Here is a 21459-nt window from a genome sequence, read left to right as displayed (position 1 = left end):
GCAGGGGAGTGGGGAGCGATCGAATGGAGACGGTGATCGTCTTGCTGGGATTGGCGGTGCTGGCGGTGCCGGTGCTGTTGCTGGTCGCGCTGGTGAAGCTGTCTTCGCTGAAGCACCGGGTCGAGGCGCTGGAAGCGACGCTGGAAGGCATGCGACGTCGTTCGGCGACCGTGGAAACGCCACCACCGGCACGGACGCCACAACCCGCCGATGCCGCGCACGTGCCGCCCGTCGCCGCGCCGGTGGCGGAGCCGGCCGAAATCCCGGCGGTGCCGCCGCTGTTGCCGGCAGCGGCAGCGCCGTCCGCGCATCGGCATTCGCAGCCCGACGCCGGCGAGGCCGCGCATGCGCGCGCCGCCAGGCCCGAGGCGCGCGCCTCCGATGCGCCGCCACCGCAGCCGGCCGGGCCGGATTTCCTCGAGCGCAGCGTCGCGCGCCTCAAGCACTGGTTCACCACCGGCAACGTGCCGGCCAAGGTCGGCATGCTGGTGTTGCTGGCCGGCGTGGCCGCGCTGCTGAAATACGCCAGCGACCAGGGCTGGCTGCGCATGCCCATCGAGTTCCGCCTGGCCGGCATCAGCGCGGCGGCGCTGGCCGCGCTGGCGTTCGCGTGGCGCAAGCGCGAAAGCCACCGCGCCTTCGCGCTGGCCCTGCAGGGCGGCGCGATCGGCGTACTGCTGCTGGTGGTGTTCGCCGCATTCAAGAATCACGGGCTGATCGACGCCGTGCCGGCGTTCGCGATCAGCGTGGTGCTGATCGCCGGCCTGGCGGTGATGGCGGTGCTGCAGGAATCGCGCACGCTGGCGATCCTGGGCGTGCTGGCCGGCTTCATGGCGCCGATCTGGCTGTCCGACGGCAGCGGCAACCATGTCGGCCTGTTCTCGTACTACGCCCTGCTGAATGCCGGCATCTTCGCGATCGCCTGGGTGCGGCCGTGGCGCGAACTGAACCTGCTCGGTTTCGCCTTCACCTGGGGCATCGGCACCGCATGGGGCGTGTTGCAGTACCGGGTAACCAAGTTCGCCAGCACCGAGCCGTTCCTGCTGCTGTTCTTCGCGTTCTACCTGCTGTTGCCGCTGCTTTACGCGCGCAAGGCGGAGACGAAGCACGGCGCGCGCATCGACGGCTGCCTGCTGTTCGGCACGCCGCTGGTGGCGTTCGCGTTGCAGGCCGGCCTGCTGCGGGGCGAGCGCATGCCGCTGGCCCTGTGCGCGCTCGGCGTGGCCGCGCTGTACGCGGTGCTGGCGAAACTGCTGGTCGGGCGCGGGCGCCTGCAGGTGCTGGCGCACGGCTACGCGATCCTCGCGGTCGGATTCGCCACGCTGGCGGTGCCATTGGCGCTGTCGGCGCGGGCCACCGCATCGGTGTTCGCGCTGGAAGGCGCGGGGCTGGTGTGGCTGGGACTGCTGCAACGGCACCGGCTGGCGCGCTGGAGCGGCATCGGCCTGCAGCTGGCGGCGGCGTTCGCGCTGGCGGTGGGGCTTTCCGGCGGCCATGCGGCGGTCGCGGTCGCCAACCCGCTGTTCATGGGCGCGCTGCTGATCGCGTTGGCCGCATTCGCCACCGCGTGGCTGTACCGGCGCGAAGGCAACGCCGTGGTGGCGACGCTGGCCTACGCCTGGGGCCTGTCGTGGTGGCTGGGCAATGGCGCGACCGAGGTCGAGCGCTTCATCCGCCACGATATCCGGCCGGACGTGCTGTTGATCCTCGTCGCCGTCACCGGCTGGATCGCCGCCGAAGTGCAGCGCCGGCAACCGGCGCGTGCGCTGGCGTTGACCGTGCTGGGCGGGTTCGTGTTCGGATTCCCGCTGGCGATCATGCAGGCCATCGCCCACCGGCAGCCGCTGGCGGGCTACGGCGCGCTGGCCTGGGCCGTGTTCGCGGTGCTCGGCGTGCGCAGCCTGCTGTGCCTGCGCGCCGGCAGCGGCCGCGTCGCCGTGCTGGCGCAGCTGGCGTGGTGGCTGCTGTGGCCGACGGTGCTGTCGTTGATGGCGTGGCATCTGGGCGAACGCTTCGAGCTGGCCGAAGGCTGGGTCGGCCTGCTGCTGGCCTTGCCGTGGCTGGTGCTGGCCGCGGTGTCGCTGCGGCGCTGGTCATGGCTGGCGCAACCGCTGGGGGCGGCGTTCGACGACTACCGGCCGGTGCTGCAGCGGATCGTGTTCGCGCTGCTCGGCCTGTGGTGGCTGCTGGCGCTGGCCAATCCCGGCGCCGCTGCGCCCTTGCCGTGGGTCGTCGTATTCAACCCGCTGGAACTGGCGCAGGTGGCGGTGCTGGTGCTGCTGGCGGCATGGCTGTGGCGCGGGCAGCGCCTGCCGCCGTGGCAACTGGTCGGCCTGGCGCTGGCCGCGCTGGTGCTGGTGACGACGATGACGCTGCGTGCCGTGCATCACTGGGGCGGCGAACCGTGGAACGATGCGCTGCTCGGCGGCAAGCTGGCGCAGACCAGCCTGACCGTGGTCTGGAGCCTGCTGGGCGTGCTCGGCTGGGTGTCCGGCTCGCGGCGCGGGCAATGGGGCCTGTGGCTGGCCGGCGCGATCCTGATGGGCGTGGTGCTGGCGAAATTGCTGCTGGTCGACCGCGGCAACCTGGGCGACCTGCTCGGCATCGGCGCGTTCATCGCCTACGGACTGCTGTGCACGCTGGTCGGTTGGCTGGCGCCGGTACCGCCGCGACGCGTACCGGTCCGGGCAGACAACGAGGAGGCCTCCGCATGATGAAGCGTTTGTTCGTCCTGGCGCTGCTGCCGCTGGCTGCGCACGCCGAAACCGATTTCGCCCGGCAATGGCCGTTGCGGCTGGCGCAGCCCGATGCCGGCGCGTACCGCGTGCCGCTGGATGCGTCGGTGTACGCCGCCGCATACTGGCGCGACCTGCGCGACGTACGCGTGATCGATGCCGACGGCAAGCCGGTGGCCAGCAGTGTGTACGCCGCCGCCGCGCCGGCTCCCGCGCCGTTGCGGCGGGTCGACCTGCCGTGGTTCGCCTTGCCGGCAGCGCAAGCGGCGGCGGCCGACGACCTGAGCGTGGTGGTGCAGCGCGATGCCGACGGCAAGGTGGTGTCGATCCGCAATTCGGTTGCCGGCGACCGTGCGGCCGGCGCGGTCGATCCGGCATGGCTGGTCGACCTGGGCGACGATGCCGGCCGGCTGCGCGCGCTGGTGGTCGATTGGGCCGATGCCGACGCGACCTTCGACCTGGGCTACCGGCTGGAAGCCAGCGACGACTTGCGCCACTGGCAGGTGCTGGATCCGCAGGTGCGTCTGGTGCAGTTGCGCAACCAGGATCGCCGGTTGAGCGGCAACCGCATCGAAGTGAATGCAGCGCGGCGATACCTGCGTTTGTCGCCATTGCAGCGCAGCGGCGCGCCGCGGTTGCGCGGCCTGCGCGGCGAAATCGCGGATGCGGCGGATACTGGCGACTGGCAATGGCAGGAAGCGAGAGCCGTCGCCGGCGGCAGCGACAGCGGCGCTTATTCCTATCGGCTGGACGGTCGCTTTCCCGTGCAACGACTGGATGTGGCGATGCCGGCCAACAGCACGGCGACGTGGACGGTTTCCAGTCGCGATGCCGACCGCGCCATGGCTTCGTCCGAACCCGCATGGCGAGTCCGGGCCAGCGGCTGGAACACCTGGCACCTGAGCGAAGCCGGCCAGCAGCAACGATCGGCGCCGCTGCAACTCGACGGCGCGACTGGCGACCGCGAATGGCGCCTGCAGGCCGCACCGGGCACGACGCTGGCCGAAGCGCCCACGCTGCGCTTCGGCTATCGCCCCGGCAGCGTGGTGTTCCTCGCGCAGGGCCGCGCGCCGTACCTGCTGGTCGCCGGCAGCGCCAACGCAGGCGCCGACCGGCCCGCGCTGGAGCCGATGCTCGAGTCCCTGCGCGCGCGCAACGGCGCGCAATGGCAACCGGCCGCCGCCAGCCTGGGCGAGGGCAGCGTGCGCGCCGGCGATGCCGCCTACCGGCCGGCGAAAGCGCCGCGCGACTGGAAGAACCTGGTGCTGTGGGCGGTGCTGGTGGTCGGCGCGCTGGTCGTGGCCGGTTTCGCCTTCAGCCTGCTGCGCGGCAAACGCCCGGATCCTCGCTGAGCCGATCCGTCCCCGGCCCGGGTCGAACCGGGCCGAAGGGCGCGGAAAACGCCGCGCGGGTGCAAAATATGCGCATGGTCGCGCCCGCTTCCCCCGCCTTGAGCCGCGAGGACATCGTCCGCCTTGTCGATGCGTTCTACGACAAGGTACGGCGCGATGCCGTGCTCGGCCCGGTGTTCAATCCGGTCGTGCACGACTGGCCGGCGCACAAGGCGCGGCTGGTGCAGTTCTGGACGTCGGTGGCGCTGGGCACGCGCGAATACCGCGGCAACCCGATGGCCGTGCACCGGCCGTTGCCGATCGACGACAGCCATTTCGGCCGCTGGCTGGGCCTGTGGCGCGGCACCTTGACCGAGGTGCTCGCAGCGGAACCGGCGCAGGAGATGTACGAGCATGCGCTGCGCATCGCCACCAGCCTTCGTTACGGCATGGGCCTGGACCAATCGCGCCTGCGCAACCTGCATCTTCCGATCATGAACCTTTGAACGACTCTTCCTTCCGCATTCCAGGAGCCTGCCCCGCATGTCCATCCTCCGCATGACCGACCTCGACCTCGCCGGCAAGCGCGTGCTGATCCGCCAGGACCTCAACGTGCCGATCGAGAACGGCAGGATCACCTCCGAACAGCGCATCACCGCCTCGGTGCCGACGATCAGGCTCGCGCTGCAGAAGGGCGCGGCGGTGCTGGTTACCTCGCACCTCGGCCGGCCGAAGGAAGGCACGTGGACCGAAGAGGATTCGCTGGCGCCGGTCGCGAAGCGCCTCTCCGAATTGCTCGGCGTCGACGTGCCGTTGGTGAAGGACTGGGTCGATGGCGTCGAGGTGAAGCCGGGCGAGGTGAAGCTGCTCGAGAACTGCCGCATGAACGTCGGCGAGGGCAAGGACGACGAGGCGCTGTCGAAGAAATACGCCGCGCTGTGCGACGTGTTCGTGATGGACGCCTTCGGCACCGCGCACCGCGCGCAGGCATCGACCCATGGCGTCATCAAGTTCGCGCCGGTCGCCGCCGGCGGCCCGCTGCTGATGGCGGAGCTCGACGCGCTGGCCAAGGCGCTGGACAAGCCGGCGCGGCCGTTGCTCGCCATCGTCGCCGGCAGCAAGGTTTCGACCAAGCTGGAACTATTGTCCAACCTGGTCGGCAAGGTCGACCAGCTGATCGTCGGCGGCGGCATCGCCAACACCTTCATCGCCGCGCAGGGCCACGCGGTCGGCAAGTCGCTGGTCGAGCTGGACCTGCTCGACACCGCGAAGCGGATCATGGCCGACGCCCAGGCGCGCGGCGCCGACATCCCGGTGCCGGTCGACGTCGTCGTCGCGCCGAAGTTCGCCGCCGACGCGCCGGCCACGGTGAAGGCGGTGGATGCAGTCGGCGCCGACGACATGATCCTCGACATCGGTCCGCAGACCGCGAAGGCCTATGCCGAACTGATCGCGAAGGCCGGTACCGTGGTCTGGAACGGCCCGGTCGGCGTGTTCGAGTTCGACGCCTTCGGCAAGGGCACCGAGACGCTGGCGCGTGCGATCGCGTCCTCGAAGGCGTTCTCCATCGCCGGCGGCGGCGACACCCTGGCCGCGGTCGACAAGTACGGCATCGAAGACGACGTGTCGTACATCTCCACCGGCGGCGGCGCCTTCCTCGAATTCCTCGAAGGCAAGACGCTACCGGCGGTAGCGGCGCTGGCAGCGCGCGGCTGAGCCGCGACGCCAGGCTCGTTTCCGCGCCGCCGCCCGGGTTACAGTAGCCGCACCGGAGGGTTTGGGGAAACCGATGCGGAGATGGCTGGTGATGGTGTTCGCGCTGCTGGCGGCCGGTGCGGCCGCCGCCGGCGACATGGAACACAAGCGGGGCGAATTCCGGTTTTCGACCGGCGCGGTGCCTGCCTTCGTCAAGCCGCGGCCGTTGCCGGCGGCGTGGGACGCGAAGGCGCCCGGCGCGACCGGCGCGACCTGGCGGGTGTGGCGGTACGACGAGCAGGTCGACCGCCGCGGCGGGCGCAACCAGGTCTACATCGACTACGCCTACGAGGCGAAGGCCGCCTCGCTGCTGGGCAGCGCGGGGCGCTACCAGATCACCTTCAACCCCGAATACCAGCAGCTGGCGATCCATGGCGTCGAGTTGCGCCGCGGCGGCCGCTGGCTGGACCGCCTCGATCCGGAACGCATCTCGCTGGCGCGGCGCGAGCAGGACTTCGAGGAGGACATGGCCGACGGCGAGGTCACCGCGCTGATCGTGCTCGAGGACGTGCGCGTCGACGACGTGGTCCGCATCCGCTATTCGATCACCGGCAGCAATCCGATCCTCGCCGGCCTGCTGACCGACTGGACCAGATTCGGCTGGCAGACACCGGTGCTGTGGACCGGCCTGCGCGTGCTGCACGACCCGGGCACCGCGCTGGACGTGCGCCGCCAGCCCAAGGCGCCGCAGGCCGACATCCGCAACGGCGCCGACGCGGTCGAAGTGTCGCTGCAGGCGGCGCATGTTCCCGCCTACGTCGACGAGGGCGCGTACCCGATCTGGTACCAGCCCTCGCCGGCCGCATACGTGGCGAAGAAGCGGCAGTGGGCGGACGTGGTCGCCTGGGCGCTGCCGCTGTATCCGCAGGTCGACGAACTGCCGGCGGACCTGGAGGCCGAACTCGCGCGCTGGGCGAAGCTTCCCGACGACGACGCGCGGATCAAGGCCGCGTTGCGCGCGGTGCAGGACCAGGTGCGTTATTTCGGCGTGGAGATGGGCGACAACACGCACCGCCCGACCGCGCCGGCGGTCACCTGGAACCGCCGCTACGGCGACTGCAAGGACAAGACCTACCTGCTGGTGACCCTGCTCGGGCGCATGGGCATCCGCGCGGTGCCGGCGCTGGTGTCGACCCGGCGCGGCAAGGCGGTCGCGGACATGCCGCCGGCGGCGTCGGTGTTCGACCATGTCATCGTCCGCGCCGAGCTCGACGGCCGCAAGCTGTGGCTCGACCCGACGATCACCTCAGAAGGCGGCGATCCGCGCGACAGCGACCAGAGCGTGTACGGCGTCGCGTTGCCGGTCGCGGCGGGCGCGGCGGCGCTGGAAACGATCGCCGGCCCCGGGAAACCCGGCGCCGCGATCCGGGTCAGCGAACGCTACGAGCCCGAGGCCGACGGCAAGGTCAAGCTGTCGATCGACACCACCTACGAAGGGCGTTCCGCCGACAACGCGCGGCGTTCGTTCTCCGGCACCCGCGACGACGAGCTGTCGCGCCGCTACGCCGAGTACTACCGCAAGCGCTACGGCGACCTCGACGTGGTCCGTGCGCCGGCGATCAGCGACGACCGCGACGCGAACCGGCTGGTGGTCGCCGAGCAGTACCTGCTGAAGTCGCCGTTCGCGGCCGACGGCAGGACGCGCGCACTGGAGATCTACGCCGAATCGCTGGCCGGCGCGGCGCAGCTGCCGGATTCGATCGAGCGTTCCGGCCCGGTCAACGCGGGCATGCCGGCGCACTACCGCCACGAGGTCAGCGTGCGCCTGCCCGAGCGCTGGACGGTGTCGTTGCTGGACGAATCCGAGGACTTCCATTCCGACGCGTTCGACTACGAACGCAGCCTGGCGGTCAAGGACCGGCGGATCGACGTGGTCCACGACCTGAAGGTGCTGCACCGCGACGTGCCCGCGGACAAGGTCGCCACGCACCTGGCCGAACTGCGCAAGGTGCGCGACGACCTGTCGCTGCGCCTGCCGCTGCAGCTGCCGGCGGCGGAACAGAAGCACGAGCGCGACGCGCGGCTGAAGGCGTTGCTGAAGGACATTGCAGGGGACGAATGATGGAAATGCGCGCGATCCTGGTGCGGCTGGCGTTCGTGCCGGCCTTGTTTGCGGCGCAGGCTTCCGCGGCGGGCAAGCCCGCGCCGGACGCGGCGGCGATGTGGGAGCGCTTTCTGGCGCGGGGCGAGTACAACGCCACGCTCGCCGCCTACGACGCGCTCGAGGCGGTCGGCTACGACGGCGTCGAAGTCGACGCGGAACAATGCCGGCAGCAGGCCGCCGTGCTCGCGTCCGCGGTCGAGACGGCGCCGGTCAGCATCGCGCTGCGCCGCGCGGCCTACCTGTGCGCCGACGCGACCGGCGACCAGACCGCCACCGAGGACGCCCTGGCGCAACTGGTGGCGCTGTCCCGGCATGCGCTGAAGCAGGCCGGCGATCCGGCCGTGGCCGCGCCGATCCGGGTGCTTTCCCCGGCCGATGCCTATGCGCTGCTGGCCAGCAGCGGCCTGGAGCAGCTCTACGAGTACTACACCCTGCTGCGCCCGGCGCGCTATTTCCCGCTGGTGCTGGCCAGCTGGGACGAGGAAGCCGGGGTCGAACGCCACCTCGCCTTCGATTACGTCGATGCGCAGCAAAGCCTGAAGGTGGACAGCCCCTACCGCGGCATGCCGGTGGTGCGCGACTGGGTGGCCAGCGGTTTCGTCCAGGGCGGCGCGAAGAGCAACGGGCTGGCCGCGACCGATGCGATGGCGCTGAAGTCGGCCGCGGCGGCGGGCACGGTCGCGGACAAGCTGGCGAAGCTGCGCAACGTGGCCGCGGCGGGCGGCGTGCAATCGGCCAAGGCGTGGCTGCTGCTGTGCGTGCGCAATCCGGACATCGAGGGCTGCGGCGACGGTCTGGTCGATGCATTGCTGGAACAGGCCGAGCAGAAGCGTGCCTTCCCGATGACGCTGCTGGCCTACGCCTACTTCGACGGCATCGGCACCAAGGCCGACAAGCCGTCCGCGTGGGTCCTGCTCGACGGCGCCGACAAGCGCTGGCCGGGCGATGCCGTCGCCGAATTCGCCGCGTTGTGGACGGACGCGCATCCGAAGGCCGCGCTGCCGGCCGGGCTGGCGCAGCGCCTGGCGCGGGCGGAGAACGCGGGAAGCCGCACGGCGCAGCGCTTCCTGGTCTGGCAGAAAGCCTATGCCGACAAGCCGCAACTCGATGCCGGCGACATCGCCTTCCTGTCGGCGCCCGAGGAAAACGGGCGCGGCCTCGGTTACAGCGTGCTCGCCGACTACTACGCCGGACTGAAGCAGGCGCAGGACGAATCGAAATGGCGGATCAAGGCGGCCGAGTCGGGCCACGCCGCGCAACAGGCCTGGTACGCCGGCGCCTTGCTGTTCGGCAACGACGAGGGGATCGCGCGCGACGACGCCGGCGGCATGAAGTTCGCGGTGGCCGCGGCGCATGGCGGCGACATCTGGACCGCGCGCTACCTGTCGGATCGCAGCGTCAGGTCGGGCAACTACGTGGCGGCCGAAGGCTGGCTGCTGTCGCCGGCCGACGCCGGCAACATCGACGCGATCATGCAGCTCGCGGACCTCTACGCGGCCGAGCGGCCGGGCGTTTCCGGCAACCTCGAACGCGCCGTCGAGCTGTACCGGCTGATCGCGGGGCAGGGCGACGAAGCGGGCGCGCCGGCGCGCCGGGCGCTGGCCGAACTGGCGCTGGAAGGCCGCGGCATGGCCAAGGATCCGGCGCAGGCGCAGCGCTGGCTGAAGCAGGATGCCGAGCGCGGCGACCACCTGTCGGAGATACTGCTCGCCGGCCACTACCTGAAAGGCGATTTCGGCAAGCCCGACGAGGCCGAAGGCACGCGCCTGCTGCAGCGCGCGATCAAGGCCGGCGACGAGGATGCGGTGACCAGCTATGGCGCCTGGCTGTATTACGACAAGGACACGGCGGAGTCGCGCGCGCAGGCACTGAAGTTGCTCGCCGAGGCCGACGCGGCCGGTAACAAGGGCGCCACCAACAACTACGTCTGGCTGCTCTGCACCTCGCCGCGCGCCGAGGTCTACGATCCGAAGCGCGGCCTCGAAATCAGCAAGCGGCTCGGCGACGTCGAAACGCTGTCGCCCGGCGTGCTCGACACCGTCGCCGCCTGTCACGCGGCCAACGGCGATTTCGCGCGCGCCGTGGAGCTGCAGGCCCGCGCGGCGAAGGAGATGGCCGCGTACACGACGGAGCGGGCGAGGAAGGAACGCAACGGCAAGCCGTTCGGCTACGAACGCCGGCTGGAACTGTACAAGGCCGGCAAGCGCTACGAGGAATTCGAGCACAACGAATAGGATCGGCCGATGGCCACGATCTTCTTCGACCTCGACGGCACCCTGATCGACTCGCAGGTCGGCATCTTCCGCAGCGCCGCGTACGCGCTCGAGCGACTCGGCCATCCGGCGCCGGGTGCGGACGTCATGTCCGGCTGGATCGGCCCGCCGATGCGCGACAGCTTCGCCACGGTGCTGGACTCGCGCGACGACGTGGAGGAAGCGATGCGCCTGTATCGCGCGCGTTACGATCGCGAAGGCTGGCGCGAGCACACGGTCTACACCGGCATCGGCGATGCGGTGGAGGCGTTGCGCGCGTCGGGGTTCCGGCTTGCCGTGGTCACCGCGAAGAACGAACCGCACGCGCGGCGCATCGTCGAGCACCTGCCGTTCGGCGCGGACTTCGCCGACGTCGTCGGCGCCACGCCCGACGGCCGCCTCAGCCACAAGCCGGAACTGATCGGCGAGGCGTTGCGGCGACTGTCGCTGCCGCCGCACGGCATCGCGATGGTCGGCGACCGCCGCATGGACATGGACGGCGCGCGCCGGCACGGCTTGCGCGGCATCGGCGTGCTGTGGGGTTTCGGCGACGCGGCCGAATTGCGCGACGCGGGTGCGGACGCGCTGGTCGCGCACCCGCGGGAACTGCCGGGCCTCTTTGCCGCCTGACGCCTGCATCGCGTCTAATTGGTTTCATATTGGCGTTGTGCTTCTGGTCGACGCACGTCGGAAGATCCGACTTTGCGGGTTCGAAAAACCCTTGCGCGTGTTACTTTTGCCGCTGGAGGGAGTACCGACATGCAAGCGAACCAAAGACGTACCAAGATTCTCGCCACGCTGGGGCCCGCGACCGATGCGCCGGACGTGCTCGACAATCTTTTCCGCGCCGGCGTGAACGTCGTGCGCCTGAACTTCTCGCACGGCGATCCGTCCGGGCAGGCCAAGCGCGCCGCCGCGGTGCGCGCCGCCGCGCAACGGGTCGGCGCCGAGGTCGGCATCCTCGCCGACCTGCCCGGGCCGAAGATCCGCATCGAGAAGTTCGCCGAGGGCAAGGTCGCGCTGAAGACCGGCAACCGCTTCGACCTGGTCGCCGACCCCGATTTCCCCGACGGCGACGCCACCCAGGTGGGCGTCAGTTACCTCGGCCTGCCCGGCGACGTGAAGCACGGCGACGTGCTGCTGCTCGACGACGGCCTGATGCAGCTGTGCGTGGAGCGCGTCGAGGGCGAGCGCATCGTCACCACCGTGCTCAACGACGGCATGCTGTCCAACCGCAAGGGCCTGAACAAGCAGGGCGGCGGCCTGTCGCTGGGCGCGCTGACCGAGCGCGACAAGGAACTGATCGGCATCGTCGCCGGGATCGGCGTCGACTTCATCGCGGTCAGCTTCTGCCGCAACGCCGAGGACATGAACGAAGCGCGCCGCATCGCCCGTTCGCACGGCTGCGACGCCGCGCTGGTGTCGAAGATCGAGCGTACCGAGGCGATCGAGAACCTGACCGAGATCATCGACGCCAGCGACGTGGTGATGGTGGCGCGCGGCGACCTCGGCGTGGAGATCGGCGACGCCGAGCTGCCCGGCCTGCAGAAGAAGATCATCAAGGAGTCGCTGGCGCGCAACCGCGTGGTGATCACCGCCACGCAGATGCTGCAGTCGATGGTCGAAAGCCCGATCCCGACCCGCGCCGAGGTGCTGGACGTGGCCAACGCGGTCATCGACGGCACCGACGCGGTGATGCTGTCGGCCGAGACCGCGGCCGGCGCCTACCCGGTGAAGGCGGTCGAGGCGATGGCGCGGATCTGCCTGGGCGCGGAGAAGCAGTTCGAGACCGATACCGACTTCGAGAAGGCGCCGCGCAACCTGGAGCGCGCCGACCAGGCGATCGCGATGGCGGCGATGTTCCTGTCCGAGCACATCGGCCTGCGCGCGGTCGTGGCGATGACCGAATCCGGTGGCACCGCGCGCTACCTGTCGCGGTTCCGTTCCAGCGCGCCGATCTACGCGTTCTCGCGCCACGACGGCGCGCGCCGGCGCATGGCGCTGATGCGCGACGTGTTCCCGATCGCCTTCGACAGCCGCGGTCTGGCCCCGCGCGAGGCCGCGCGCGAGGCGCTGCGCGTGCTGCACGACCGCAGCGCCCTGGCCACGGGCGACCGCGTCATCTTCACCAGCGGCGACCACATGGAGAAGCACGGCGCCACCAACACCCTGCGCCTGCTGCAGGTGGGCAGCGAGGGCAAGGCCGAGGGACTGGGCGAGTTGTGAACATAGGCCAAATGCGCAGTCACGGTTTCCACCGGGCCGGCATTGACTGAGCCTTTGCATCGGGCGTATTTGTTGGCCTCCCCAAGACCGATGGCGAGGGCGTTATGGACAAGCGCAGGCAGGGCAGGGTGTTTGGTCGTGTTTCCCCGTTTGTGTTCGCATTGCTGGCCGTGGCTGGCACAGGGTTGGCGGCGGACAGGTACCGGATCGTCAATGAGGGCGGGATCCGCGACGACTGGGCACTGGCCGATGGAGTCGAGGTGGCGGCGCCCGGATATCCGGCGGCTTTCGTCGAACGCGGCGACAATGTTTGCGTGGCGCTTGGCTATGCGATCAAGCCGGATGGAACCACATCCGACTTCGCGGTATTGAAGTCGTGGAGCAGCGGTACTGCCGCTGACGGGAAGGAGCCGGCCGCGGGCTACTGGGACGCATTCACCCAAGCCAGCGCCAATGCAGTGGCGCAATGGAAGTTCAAGCCGCGGGAGCAGGGTGCAACGCCTCGCCAAACCTATACCGTGGCCACGGTTTCCTTCAATGGCAAGCCGGCGATGGATCCGACCAGCTTGCGCGGCCAATGCGCGATAGGCGACCTGACGAGTTTCCTGCAGGAACAAAAGGCCACGGCCTTCAGGTACAGCAGGGAAAAGCAGGAGATGGAGAATGTAGACCTCAATGATGAGCAGAGGAGGATGGAAAAGCTTGCCCGCGAGCTGGAGCGAGCGCCGCGAGGGCAATAGCGCCATCCGGATGCCTTGAGGAAGGCGGGGCGGGATGCCCTGCCGTGCGCATGCGGGATACGGGCGTGACGGGTGGTCTATAATTGGCTCCACCCGTCACGCCGTCCACAAGGACCCCCATGAGCATCGAACAGCTTGCCGAAACCGCACAGGCCATGGTCGCCCCGGGCAAGGGCATCATCGCCATCGACGAATCGACTACCACCATCGCCAAGCGCTTCGCCGGCGTGGGCATCGAGAACGTCGAGGAGAACCGCCGTGCCTACCGCGAGCTGTTGCTGACCACGCCGAAGCTGAGCGACTACATCTCCGGCGCGATCCTGTACGACGAAACCATCCGCCAGTCGACCAAGGCCGGCGTGCCGTTCGCCAAGTACATGGCGCAGAACGGCATCATCCCCGGCATCAAGGTCGACAAGGGCACTCACCCGCTGGCCGGTTGCCCCGGCGAAGTGGTGACCGAAGGGCTCGATGGCCTGCGCGCGCGGCTGGAGGAGTACTACAAGCTCGGCGCGCGCTTCGCCAAGTGGCGCGCGGTGATCAACATCGGCGACGACATCCCGTCCGGCACCTGCATCGAGGCCAACACGCATGCCCTGGCGCGTTACGCCGCGCTGTGCCAGGAGCAGGGCCTGGTGCCGATGGTCGAGCCGGAAGTGCTGATGGACGGCGACCACGACATCGAGACCTGCTACGAGGTCACCGAGGCCACGCTGCGCTCGCTGTTCGGCGCGCTGTACGAGCACAACGTGCTGCTCGAGGGCACCATCCTGAAGGCGTCGATGGTCGTGTCCGGCAAGGACTGCCCGGACCAGGCCGGCGTCGAGGAGGTCGCCGAGTCGACGGTGATGTGCCTGAAGTCGACCGTGCCGGCGATCCTGCCGGGCATCGTGTTCCTGTCCGGCGGGCAGAGCGACCGCGACGCGACCGCGCACCTCGATGCGATGAACAGGCTCGGCAACCTGCCGTGGCCGCTATCGTTCTCGTATGGCCGTGCGATGCAGTCCGCCGCGCTGAAGCTGTGGTCGAAGGACTTGGCCGGCAACTTCGCCAAGGCGCAGGAGATCGTCTACGAGCGCGCCAAGGAGAACGGACTGGCGGCGCTGGGGAAGTGGGAAGGCTGATTCCCGCCCCATCCCGCGAACGCAAAACGCCGGCTTGCGCCGGCGTTTTCGTTTCGGGCCTTCTCCCGGAGGAAGGCGGGAGGAGCATTCAACCCAGCGACGCCAGCCACTCGTCGTCGGAACCCTCGTTGACGCCCTCGAACAGCGGCGTCGAGAAATAGCGCTCGCCGGTATCGGGCAGCACCGCCAGCAGCACCGAGCCTTCCGGCGCCTGTTCCGCGACCTGCAGCGCCGACCAGGCGGTGGCGCCGGCGGAAATGCCGACGAACAGGCCCTCTTCGGCGGCCAGGCGGCGGGCCGTGGCGATGGCGTCGGCGTCCGGCACCTGCACGAACTGGTCGATCACCTTCGGGTTCAGCACCTCGGGCACGAAATCCGGGGTCCAGCCCTGGATCTTGTGCGGGGTGAACTGCCCGCCTTCCAGCAGCGGCGCGTTGGCCGGCTCCGCGCCGACGATCTTCCCCTCCGGGCGCGCGACCTTCAGCACCTCGCCGACGCCGGTCAGGGTGCCGCCGGTGCCCCAGCCGCTGACGAAGTAGTCGAGCCGCTGTCCGGCGAAATCGCGCAGGATTTCCGCCGCGGTGGTCTGGCGGTGGTAGGCCGGGTTGGCCGGGTTGGTGAACTGGCGGGCGAGGAACCAGCCGTGCTTCTTCGCCAGTTCCTCGGCCTTGCGCACCATGCCGGTGCCGCGCTCGGCGGCCGGGGTCAGGATCACCTTGGCGCCGTAGGCGCGCATCAGCTTGCGGCGTTCGATCGAGAACGTTTCCGCCATCGTCGCGACGAACTTGTAGCCGCGCGCGGCGGCGACCGCGGCCAGCGCGACGCCGGTGTTGCCGGAGGTCGCTTCGACGATGGTGTCGCCCGGTTTCAGCAGGCCCTTGGCCTCGGCGTCGAGCACGATCGCCAGCGCCAGGCGGTCCTTGACCGAGCCGGCCGGGTTGAACGCCTCGACCTTGGCGTACACGGTCACGTGCTTCGGCGCGATGCGGTGCAGCTTGACCACCGGGGTACGGCCGATGGTGTCGAGGATGCTGTCGTAGATGGCCATGAGGATCTCCAGTCGTGGATGGCGGATAGCAAACGGAAAATCAGGCCGCTCGCGGCAAGCCGGGCGCGGACGGGTTGCGGGAAGGCGACGCCGGCAGCGGCGGCGCGCCGAACCAGTGCAGGGCACTGGCCAGCGCGGCGACCTCGCCGACGATCAGCAGTGCCGGCGACTGCACCGCGTGCTCGCGCGCGGCGGCGGGCAGTTCGTCGAGCGTGCCGGCGACCACGCGCTGCTGCGGGAGCGAGCCGTTTTCGACCAGGGCGAACGGGGTCCGCGGCGAACGGCCGGCCGCGACCAGCCCGTCGCGGAAGCCCTGCAGTTCCGCCACGCCCATGTAGACGGCCAGGGTCTGGTTCGGCCGGGCCAGCGCGGCCCAGTCGTGCGCGGTCGCGCCGCCGTCCTTGCCGTGCGCGGTGACGAAACGCAGCGACTGCGCGTATTCGCGGTGGGTCAGGGGAATGCCGGCGTAGGCGCCGCAGGCAACGGCGGCGGTGACGCCGGGCACCACTTCGTAGGGAATGCCGTGCGCGCGCAGGAATTCCAGCTCCTCGCCGCCGCGGCCGAACACGAACGGATCGCCGCCCTTCAGCCGCACCACGCGGCGCCCGGCGCGCGCATGTTCCAGCATCAACGCGTGGATGCGCCGCTGGGTCGCGTGGTGGTCGCCGCCGACGCGCTTGCCGACCTCGATGCGCGCGGCGCCGGGCCGCGCCAGGCGCAGCACCTCGGCGCTGACCAGGCGGTCGTGCAGGACCACGTCGGCCTGGTCGAGTGCGCGCAAGGCATTCAGCGTCAGCAGCCCCGGATCGCCGGGGCCGGCACCGACCAGGGCAACCGAGCCGGTCCGGTCGCCGGGGCGACGGTGCAGCAGGTCGGCAAGCAGGGAAAGCAGGCGGGCGGTCATTGCGGGCAGGGAAATTCCGGGGCGATGAACCTAACGCCCGGTTATCAGGGGTGGAAATAGCATCGGGCTTGCTGGTTATTCTTTCAGGTTATTAGCAGGCGCTCGGGAATCGGCTAAATTCGCTTATTACCACTTCTCATGAAGCCCGCCGGCACCCGCCCATGACGCTGACCCAGCTGCGCTACCTCGTCGCGATCGCCGATGCCGACCTCAACATCACGTTGGCGGCTTCGCGCGTGCACGCGACCCAACCCGGGCTGTCGAAGCAGCTCAAGCAACTGGAGGACGAGCTGGGCTTCCTGCTGTTCGTGCGCAAGGGTCGCAGCCTGGAATCGGTGACGCCCCCCGGCGCCGAGGTCATCGCCCGCGCCCGCGCGGTGCTGGCCGAGGCCAACAACATCCGTACCTACGCCGCCAACCAGCGCCGCGAAAGCCAGGGCGAACTGATCGTCGCCACCACCCACACCCAGGCGCGCTTCGTGCTGCCGCCGGCGATCGCACGGATCAAGCACGCCTATCCGCAGGTCGGCGTGCACCTGCAGCAGGCCGCCGAAAGCACCGCGCTGGACCTGCTCAGCGCCGGCGACGCCGACATCGCGGTGATCAGCACCGCGGGCAGCGTGCCGCAGGCCGGCATCGCGGTGCCGCTGTACCGCTGGCGACGGCTGGTGGTGGTGCCGCGCGGCCACGCCTTCGATGCGGGCAAGGCCGCGCCGGGCATGGCCGAACTGGCGCGGCAGCCGCTGATCAGCTACGAGTCGTCGACGCGGCCGGAGTCGTCGCTGCAACGCGCCTTCGCCGGCGTCGGCCTGGAACCGCAAGTCGCACTGACCGCGCTCGACGCCGACCTGATCAAGACCTACGTGCGCGCCGGCCTCGGCGTCGGGCTGCTGGCGGAAATGGCGGTCGGCGTGGCCGATGCCGACCTGCGCGGCTGGCCGGCGCCGAAGGAAATCAGCGAGTGCATCGCCTGGGCGGTGCTGCCGCGCGAGCGGGTGCTGCGCGACTACGCCCTCGACCTGGTCAACGCGATCGCGCCGCAGATCGACAGGCGCGACCTGCGCAAGGTCATGGAGGGCAACCAGGAACCGAAATGGCCGCATCCGCCGAGCTGGGAAGAATTGAGCCAGACGATCACGAGCTGATCGGTCGACCTGTGATCGCCGTTGTGTAATCGTTTTCTCGGCGTGGGGTATCTTTTCCGATTGCCGTTGTTCCGGAGCCTGCCGTCGATCATGCCCATGCCGCGTTTCCTGCCCTGCGTTGCCGCCTGTGCCCTGCTGGCGCTGTCGTCCTGCGCCACCACCGCGCTGTCGAAGAAGGGCAGCATGCTGGCGAAGGAAAGTTTCGATTCCGACGGCGCCTATTCGCGCAGCTACGCGCAGACGCCGGCGCAGGTCTGCCAGTCCGCGTATCGCGCCCTGCTGAGCCAGGGCTACGTGGCGAAGCAGGTCGCGGTCGACGCGGTGGAGGCGGTCAAGAACTTCCAGCCGGAAGCCGAGGTGCACGAGCAGATGACCATGCGGGTGTCGTGCGTGCAGCAGGCCAGCGGCCGGTCCTGGGTGTTCGCCAGCGCGCAGCAGGATCGCTACAACCTGCGCAAGAGCAACAACTCCGCCAGCCTCGGCGTCAGCGCGTTGGGCTCGCTGTCGCTGCCGATCGGCAGCACCGACGATTCGCTGGTCAAGGTCGGCAGCATGACCGTGCAGGACGCAGGCTTCTACCGCGCCTTCTTCAAGGTGGTCGAACGTTTCCTGCCGCCCCCGCCCCCGGCGCCGGAACCGACGCCGGAGGCGACGACCGGACCGGTGCCGGAACCGATGGCGCAGGCGGCGCCGGAACCGCGGTTCGACGACGCGGCGGAGAACGGCGCGCCGGCGATGCCCTGATCGCGGCGCGGCCGGCTCGCGCTGCGGTCCACCAGCCGACCGGGATCTGCACGAATCGTTGCGCGCGATATTCATTTTCCAGCCAGCTACCGCGCCGTTATCTGCGTACGCTTGCCCCACGTTTTTCCGGGGCCGCTCCTCCATGCCACACGACAATCCGGACGCGCACAGCCGCGCGTCGCTTCCGCTTGCGCCTTCGCTGGACCCGACCCTGCAAGCGGCGCACATGCCGCGGCAGTTCCGCCTGCTGGACCGGCGGGTGCTGCGGGTCACCGGCCTGGCCATGTTGCTGGGCGCGGGCGTGGCGGGCGTGGCCAGCGTGCTGATCGCGTTGATCGCGCTGGTGACCAACCTTGCGTTCTTCGGTCGCCTGGGCATCGAAGACAGCAGCCCGGCGGATCATCATCTGGGTCCCTGGGTCGTCCTCATCCCGGTCGTCGGCGGGCTGGTGGTCGGCGCGATGGCGCGCTGGGGCTCGCGCGCGATCCGCGGCCACGGCATTCCCGAGGCGATGGAACAGGTGCTGTTGAACGAAAGCCGGATTCCGCCGCGCATGACCTGGCTGAAGCCGGTGTCCTCGGCGATCGCCATCGGCACCGGCGGCCCGTTCGGCGCGGAAGGGCCGATCATCGCCACCGGCGGCGCGCTGGGTTCGCTGCTGGGCCAGTTGCTGCACGTCACCGCGGACGAGCGCAAGACCCTGCTTGCGGCCGGTGCCGCCGCGGGCATGTCGGCCGTGTTCGCCGCGCCGGTGGCGGCCGTGTTGCTGTCGATCGAACTGCTGCTGTTCGAACGTCGCGCGCGTTCGCTGATCCCGGTGGCGCTGGCCGCGGTGGTCGGCACCGGCGTGCGCTACCTGTTCGCAGGCGAGGGCCCCATGTTCCCGATACCGGCCGTGGCCGCGCCGGACCTGCCGGCGATCGGCGCGTACCTGTTGCTGGGCGCGATGCTGGGCGTGGTCAGCGTATGGATCACCCGGCTCACCTACGCCATCGAGGACGGTTTCGCCAGGCTGCCGATCCACTGGATGTGGTGGCCGGCGCTGGGCGGACTGGTGGTCGGCGTGGTCGGCTATTTCCAGCCGCTGACCCTGGGCGTGGGCTACGGCAACATTTCCGGCGTGCTGTCGGGCGAATTCGGCGTGGCCGCGATGGCCGCGCTGTGCGTGTTCAAGCTGCTGTCGTGGTCGGTGGCGCTGGGCAGCGGCACTTCGGGCGGAACCCTGGCGCCGTTGTTCACCATCGGCGGCGCGCTGGGCGGCGTGGCCGGCGCGGGGCTGGTGGCAGTGGCGCCGTGGCTGCACGTCGATCCGCGCATGGCCGCACTGGTGTGCATGGCCGCGATCTTCGCCGGCGCATCGCGCGCCTTCCTCACTTCGGTGGTGTTCGCGTTCGAAACCACCCACCAGGTGCATGGCCTGATCCCGCTGCTCGGCGCCTGCGCCGCGGCGTATCTCGTGTCCGGCCTGATGATGCACAACACCATCATGACCGAGAAGATCGCGCGCCGCGGCGTGCGGGTGCCGTCGGAATACGCCGCCGACCACCTCGACCAGATCGCGGTCGGCGACGCCTGCAGCCGCGACGTGGTGACGCTGCAGGCCGGGCGCAGCCTGGGCGACGTGCGCGCGTGGCTGGGTTCCGGCGCGGCGGCGTTCAAGCACCAGGGATTCCCGGTGGTGGATGCGAACGGCAACGTCCTGGGCGTGGTCACGCGGCGCAACCTGCTGGATGCGCAGCGGAGCGACGATACCCGCGTTTCCGCGCTGATCGGTCGACCGGTGCTGGGCGTGCGCGAGGACCATTCGTTGCGCGAGGCGGCCGACCACATGGTCGAGGCGGACGTGGGCCGCCTGGTGGTGTTCAGCCGCGGCGAACCGCAGCGCATGGTCGGCATCCTGACCCGGGGCGACCTGCTGGCCGCGCACGCGCGCCGCCTGCGCCAGGCGCGCGAATCCACGCGGCACCTGGGCGGGAAGGCGACGGGTTGATCGTCGCTCAGCGCACGCGCTTGCCGTCCGCGTCGATCACCATTTCGCCGTCTTCCTTCGCGAACGGGCCACGCTGCGGGTTCGGCAGGATGTCGAGCACGGCTTCCGACGGCCGGCACAGCCGCGTGCCCAGTGGCGTGGCGACGATGGGTCGTTCGATCAGGATCGGGTGCTGCAGCATGAAGCCGACCAGTTCGTCGTCGCTCCATTTCGCATCGTCGAGGCCGAGTTCGGCGTAGGGCGGCGCCTTCCTGCGCAGCAGCTCGCGCGGGGTGATGCCCATCGCCGCGATCAGCGCGAGCAGCGTTTCGCGGTCGGGCGGGTTCTGCAGGTATTCGATGACGGTCGGCTCGTCGCCGCTGTTGCGGATCAGCGCCAGGGTGTTGCGCGAGGTGCCGCAGGCGGGGTTGTGGTAGATGGTGATGTCGCTCATGGTGTCTTCGTCATTCGAATCGAAACGTTCGTGCCGAGCGTAGCCCGTTCAGTCGGCGGAGTCGAAGCATTGCGCGGCCTTTCGACTGTTGCATGCCGCTTGTGCAGCGTCCGGCGTGCAGCAACCGGCGGTCGGTTCGACCGCATCCGGCGCGTAGTAGGTGGTCGCTTCGCCGAAGGTGTGGAAGCTCTCCCAGCGCACGCCTTGCGGGTCCTCGGCCCAGTACTTGTCCGAGCGCGCGTAGCAGCAGGTGGTGCCGGCCTCGGCCAGATTGATCGCATCGGCTTCGCGCAGGCGCTGGCCGATCGCTTCGAGTGCGGCACCGTCGCCGGCCTGCAGGCCGAGGTGGGCGATGCCGATGTCGCCGTGCTTGTCGGTCGAGATGGCGAAGTTCAGCCGTGGATCGTCGAGCATCCACTTCGCGTAGTCGTGCTTGCGCACGCCGGGTTGCGTGCCGAACAGGGCCGAATAGAACTGGATGTTGGCGTCCAGGTCGGCGACGTGCAGGTGGACGTGGAAGCGGTTCGCGGTCGTGGTCATGTCAGCAGCTCCGGCAGGTGGCAGTGCTGCTGCGGCGGGCAATCCTGCCCGCCGCAGCAGTTTTCGGTGAGGAAGTCGATCAGCGCGTTCATCCGCGCAAAGTCGGCACGCAGGCGGATCACCCGCCCTTCGCGCTCGTCGGCGATCAGGCCGGCGGCGCGCAGTACGTTGAGGTGGGCGGTCAGGGTCGCGGGCGCCAGGCCGAGCCGGTCGCGCAGCTCGCCGACGGCAAGGCCATCGGGTCCGGCCTGGACCAGGGTGCGGTAGGCGGCCAGCCGGCTGTCGTGGGCCAGGGCCTTCAGGGCGATGACGGTGGTGGCGGTATCCATAATTCCATATTTCCGGAAATATGGAATTATGTCAAGCCGCAGGGCGGGCTTTGCCTGCC

17 protein-coding genes and 1 pseudogene are annotated in these 21459 nt (G+C 69.9%); 13 read left to right on the top strand and 5 right to left on the bottom strand.

Annotation, left to right across the window (positions count from 1 at the left end):
- Positions 1–23: 23 nt before the first annotated feature.
- The 10 genes from CSC71_RS14265 (at position 24) to CSC71_RS14220 (ending at position 14267) form a co-directional block, all read left to right on the top strand.
- Positions 24–2714, top strand: coding sequence for a DUF2339 domain-containing protein (locus tag CSC71_RS14265; RefSeq protein WP_162375049.1), 2691 nt, complete (start codon positions 24–26; stop codon positions 2712–2714).
- A complete protein-coding gene (locus CSC71_RS14260; protein ID WP_162375048.1) occupies positions 2711–4087 on the top strand; it encodes a DUF3999 family protein in 1377 nt (458 codons plus the stop codon). Before CSC71_RS14265 ends, CSC71_RS14260 begins: the two co-directional genes overlap by 4 nt.
- Positions 4088–4161: 74 nt before the next feature.
- Positions 4162–4572, top strand: a complete 411-nt coding sequence (locus tag CSC71_RS14255) for a group III truncated hemoglobin (RefSeq protein WP_343037696.1) — start codon at positions 4162–4164, stop codon at positions 4570–4572.
- Between the two features lie 37 nt (positions 4573–4609).
- Positions 4610–5782, top strand: coding sequence for a phosphoglycerate kinase (locus CSC71_RS14250; protein ID WP_162375046.1), 1173 nt, complete (start codon positions 4610–4612; stop codon positions 5780–5782).
- 73 nt (positions 5783–5855) lie between these two features.
- Positions 5856–7883 carry a DUF3857 domain-containing transglutaminase family protein gene (locus CSC71_RS14245; protein ID WP_162375045.1) on the top strand — a complete coding sequence of 676 codons (2028 nt, stop codon included), beginning with the start codon at positions 5856–5858 and terminating at the stop codon, positions 7881–7883.
- A gap of 5 nt (positions 7884–7888) precedes the next feature.
- On the top strand, positions 7889–10159 hold the full coding sequence (locus tag CSC71_RS14240; RefSeq protein ID WP_162375044.1) for a tetratricopeptide repeat protein: 2271 nt from the start codon (positions 7889–7891) through the stop codon (positions 10157–10159).
- A 9-nt stretch (positions 10160–10168) separates the two neighbouring features.
- The gene (locus tag CSC71_RS14235) at positions 10169–10807 is read left to right on the top strand and encodes an HAD hydrolase-like protein (protein ID WP_162375043.1); all 639 of its coding nucleotides are present in this window, start codon (positions 10169–10171) and stop codon (positions 10805–10807) included.
- Positions 10808–10936: 129 nt separating this feature from the next.
- Positions 10937–12403, top strand: coding sequence for a pyruvate kinase (gene pyk, locus CSC71_RS14230; RefSeq protein ID WP_162375042.1), 1467 nt, complete (start codon positions 10937–10939; stop codon positions 12401–12403).
- A gap of 104 nt (positions 12404–12507) precedes the next feature.
- Positions 12508–13143, top strand: coding sequence for an energy transducer TonB (locus CSC71_RS14225; RefSeq protein ID WP_162375041.1), 636 nt, complete (start codon positions 12508–12510; stop codon positions 13141–13143).
- Between the two features lie 119 nt (positions 13144–13262).
- Positions 13263–14267 (top strand): class I fructose-bisphosphate aldolase, encoded by a 1005-nt coding sequence (locus tag CSC71_RS14220; protein WP_162375040.1) that lies wholly within the window; start codon positions 13263–13265, stop codon positions 14265–14267.
- A gap of 88 nt (positions 14268–14355) precedes the next feature.
- On the opposite strand, the gene cysK is transcribed toward CSC71_RS14220, so the two are convergent.
- Together cysK and cobA are read right to left on the bottom strand one after the other, a co-directional pair.
- Complete coding sequence (gene cysK / locus CSC71_RS14215) at positions 14356–15315, bottom strand: cysteine synthase A (RefSeq protein ID WP_162375039.1); 960 nt, start codon at positions 15313–15315, stop codon at positions 14356–14358.
- A gap of 40 nt (positions 15316–15355) precedes the next feature.
- A pseudogene (cobA, locus tag CSC71_RS14210) lies at positions 15356–16156 on the bottom strand (uroporphyrinogen-III C-methyltransferase); the annotation flags it as partial.
- A 224-nt stretch (positions 16157–16380) separates the two neighbouring features.
- On the opposite strand from cobA, the gene CSC71_RS14205 reads away from it, so the two are divergent.
- The 3 genes from CSC71_RS14205 (at position 16381) to CSC71_RS14195 (ending at position 20098) form a co-directional block, all read left to right on the top strand.
- Complete coding sequence (locus CSC71_RS14205; RefSeq protein ID WP_162375037.1) at positions 16381–17364, top strand: LysR family transcriptional regulator; 984 nt, start codon at positions 16381–16383, stop codon at positions 17362–17364.
- 96 nt (positions 17365–17460) lie between these two features.
- Positions 17461–18108, top strand: coding sequence for a DUF2242 domain-containing protein (locus tag CSC71_RS14200; protein ID WP_246192236.1), 648 nt, complete (start codon positions 17461–17463; stop codon positions 18106–18108).
- A 226-nt stretch (positions 18109–18334) separates the two neighbouring features.
- Positions 18335–20098, top strand: coding sequence for a chloride channel protein (locus CSC71_RS14195; protein WP_162375056.1), 1764 nt, complete (start codon positions 18335–18337; stop codon positions 20096–20098).
- Positions 20099–20105: 7 nt separating this feature from the next.
- On the opposite strand, the gene arsC is transcribed toward CSC71_RS14195, so the two are convergent.
- From arsC to CSC71_RS14180, 3 genes are all read right to left on the bottom strand, one after another.
- Complete coding sequence (gene arsC, locus CSC71_RS14190; RefSeq protein WP_162375036.1) at positions 20106–20531, bottom strand: arsenate reductase (glutaredoxin); 426 nt, start codon at positions 20529–20531, stop codon at positions 20106–20108.
- Positions 20532–20579: 48 nt separating this feature from the next.
- On the bottom strand, positions 20580–21071 hold the full coding sequence (locus CSC71_RS14185) for an ArsI/CadI family heavy metal resistance metalloenzyme (RefSeq protein ID WP_162375035.1): 492 nt from the start codon (positions 21069–21071) through the stop codon (positions 20580–20582).
- Positions 21068–21459, bottom strand: a 392-nt coding sequence (locus tag CSC71_RS14180; RefSeq protein ID WP_343037695.1) for an ArsR/SmtB family transcription factor, incomplete at its 5' end; no start/stop codon positions are given. The genes CSC71_RS14185 and CSC71_RS14180, both read right to left, overlap by 4 nt.

It is taken from the genome of Pseudoxanthomonas sangjuensis (assembly GCF_010211755.1).
GTDB classification, from domain to species: domain Bacteria; phylum Pseudomonadota; class Gammaproteobacteria; order Xanthomonadales; family Xanthomonadaceae; genus Pseudoxanthomonas_A; species Pseudoxanthomonas_A sangjuensis.
The sequence above is the reverse complement of the archived record's forward strand: the minus strand, read 5'-3'. Positions and strand labels throughout refer to the sequence as shown.

Bases quoted from the DNA above. Each gene is read 5' to 3' on its own strand.
- CSC71_RS14265 (WP_162375049.1), top strand. From the start codon at position 24: ATGGAGACGGTGATCGTCTTGCTGGGATTGGCGGTGCTGGCGGTGCCG.
- CSC71_RS14260 (WP_162375048.1), top strand. From the start codon at position 2,711: ATGATGAAGCGTTTGTTCGTCCTGGCGCTGCTGCCGCTGGCTGCGCAC.
- CSC71_RS14255 (WP_343037696.1), top strand. From the start codon at position 4,162: ATGGTCGCGCCCGCTTCCCCCGCCTTGAGCCGCGAGGACATCGTCCGC.
- CSC71_RS14250 (WP_162375046.1), top strand. From the start codon at position 4,610: ATGTCCATCCTCCGCATGACCGACCTCGACCTCGCCGGCAAGCGCGTG.
- CSC71_RS14245 (WP_162375045.1), top strand. From the start codon at position 5,856: ATGCGGAGATGGCTGGTGATGGTGTTCGCGCTGCTGGCGGCCGGTGCG.
- CSC71_RS14240 (WP_162375044.1), top strand. From the start codon at position 7,889: ATGCGCGCGATCCTGGTGCGGCTGGCGTTCGTGCCGGCCTTGTTTGCG.
- CSC71_RS14235 (WP_162375043.1), top strand. From the start codon at position 10,169: ATGGCCACGATCTTCTTCGACCTCGACGGCACCCTGATCGACTCGCAG.
- pyk (WP_162375042.1), top strand. From the start codon at position 10,937: ATGCAAGCGAACCAAAGACGTACCAAGATTCTCGCCACGCTGGGGCCC.
- CSC71_RS14225 (WP_162375041.1), top strand. From the start codon at position 12,508: ATGGACAAGCGCAGGCAGGGCAGGGTGTTTGGTCGTGTTTCCCCGTTT.
- CSC71_RS14220 (WP_162375040.1), top strand. From the start codon at position 13,263: ATGAGCATCGAACAGCTTGCCGAAACCGCACAGGCCATGGTCGCCCCG.
- cysK (WP_162375039.1), bottom strand. From the start codon at position 15,315: ATGGCCATCTACGACAGCATCCTCGACACCATCGGCCGTACCCCGGTG.
- CSC71_RS14205 (WP_162375037.1), top strand. From the start codon at position 16,381: ATGACGCTGACCCAGCTGCGCTACCTCGTCGCGATCGCCGATGCCGAC.
- CSC71_RS14200 (WP_246192236.1), top strand. From the start codon at position 17,461: ATGCCGCGTTTCCTGCCCTGCGTTGCCGCCTGTGCCCTGCTGGCGCTG.
- CSC71_RS14195 (WP_162375056.1), top strand. From the start codon at position 18,335: ATGCCGCGGCAGTTCCGCCTGCTGGACCGGCGGGTGCTGCGGGTCACC.
- arsC (WP_162375036.1), bottom strand. From the start codon at position 20,531: ATGAGCGACATCACCATCTACCACAACCCCGCCTGCGGCACCTCGCGC.
- CSC71_RS14185 (WP_162375035.1), bottom strand. From the start codon at position 21,071: ATGACCACGACCGCGAACCGCTTCCACGTCCACCTGCACGTCGCCGAC.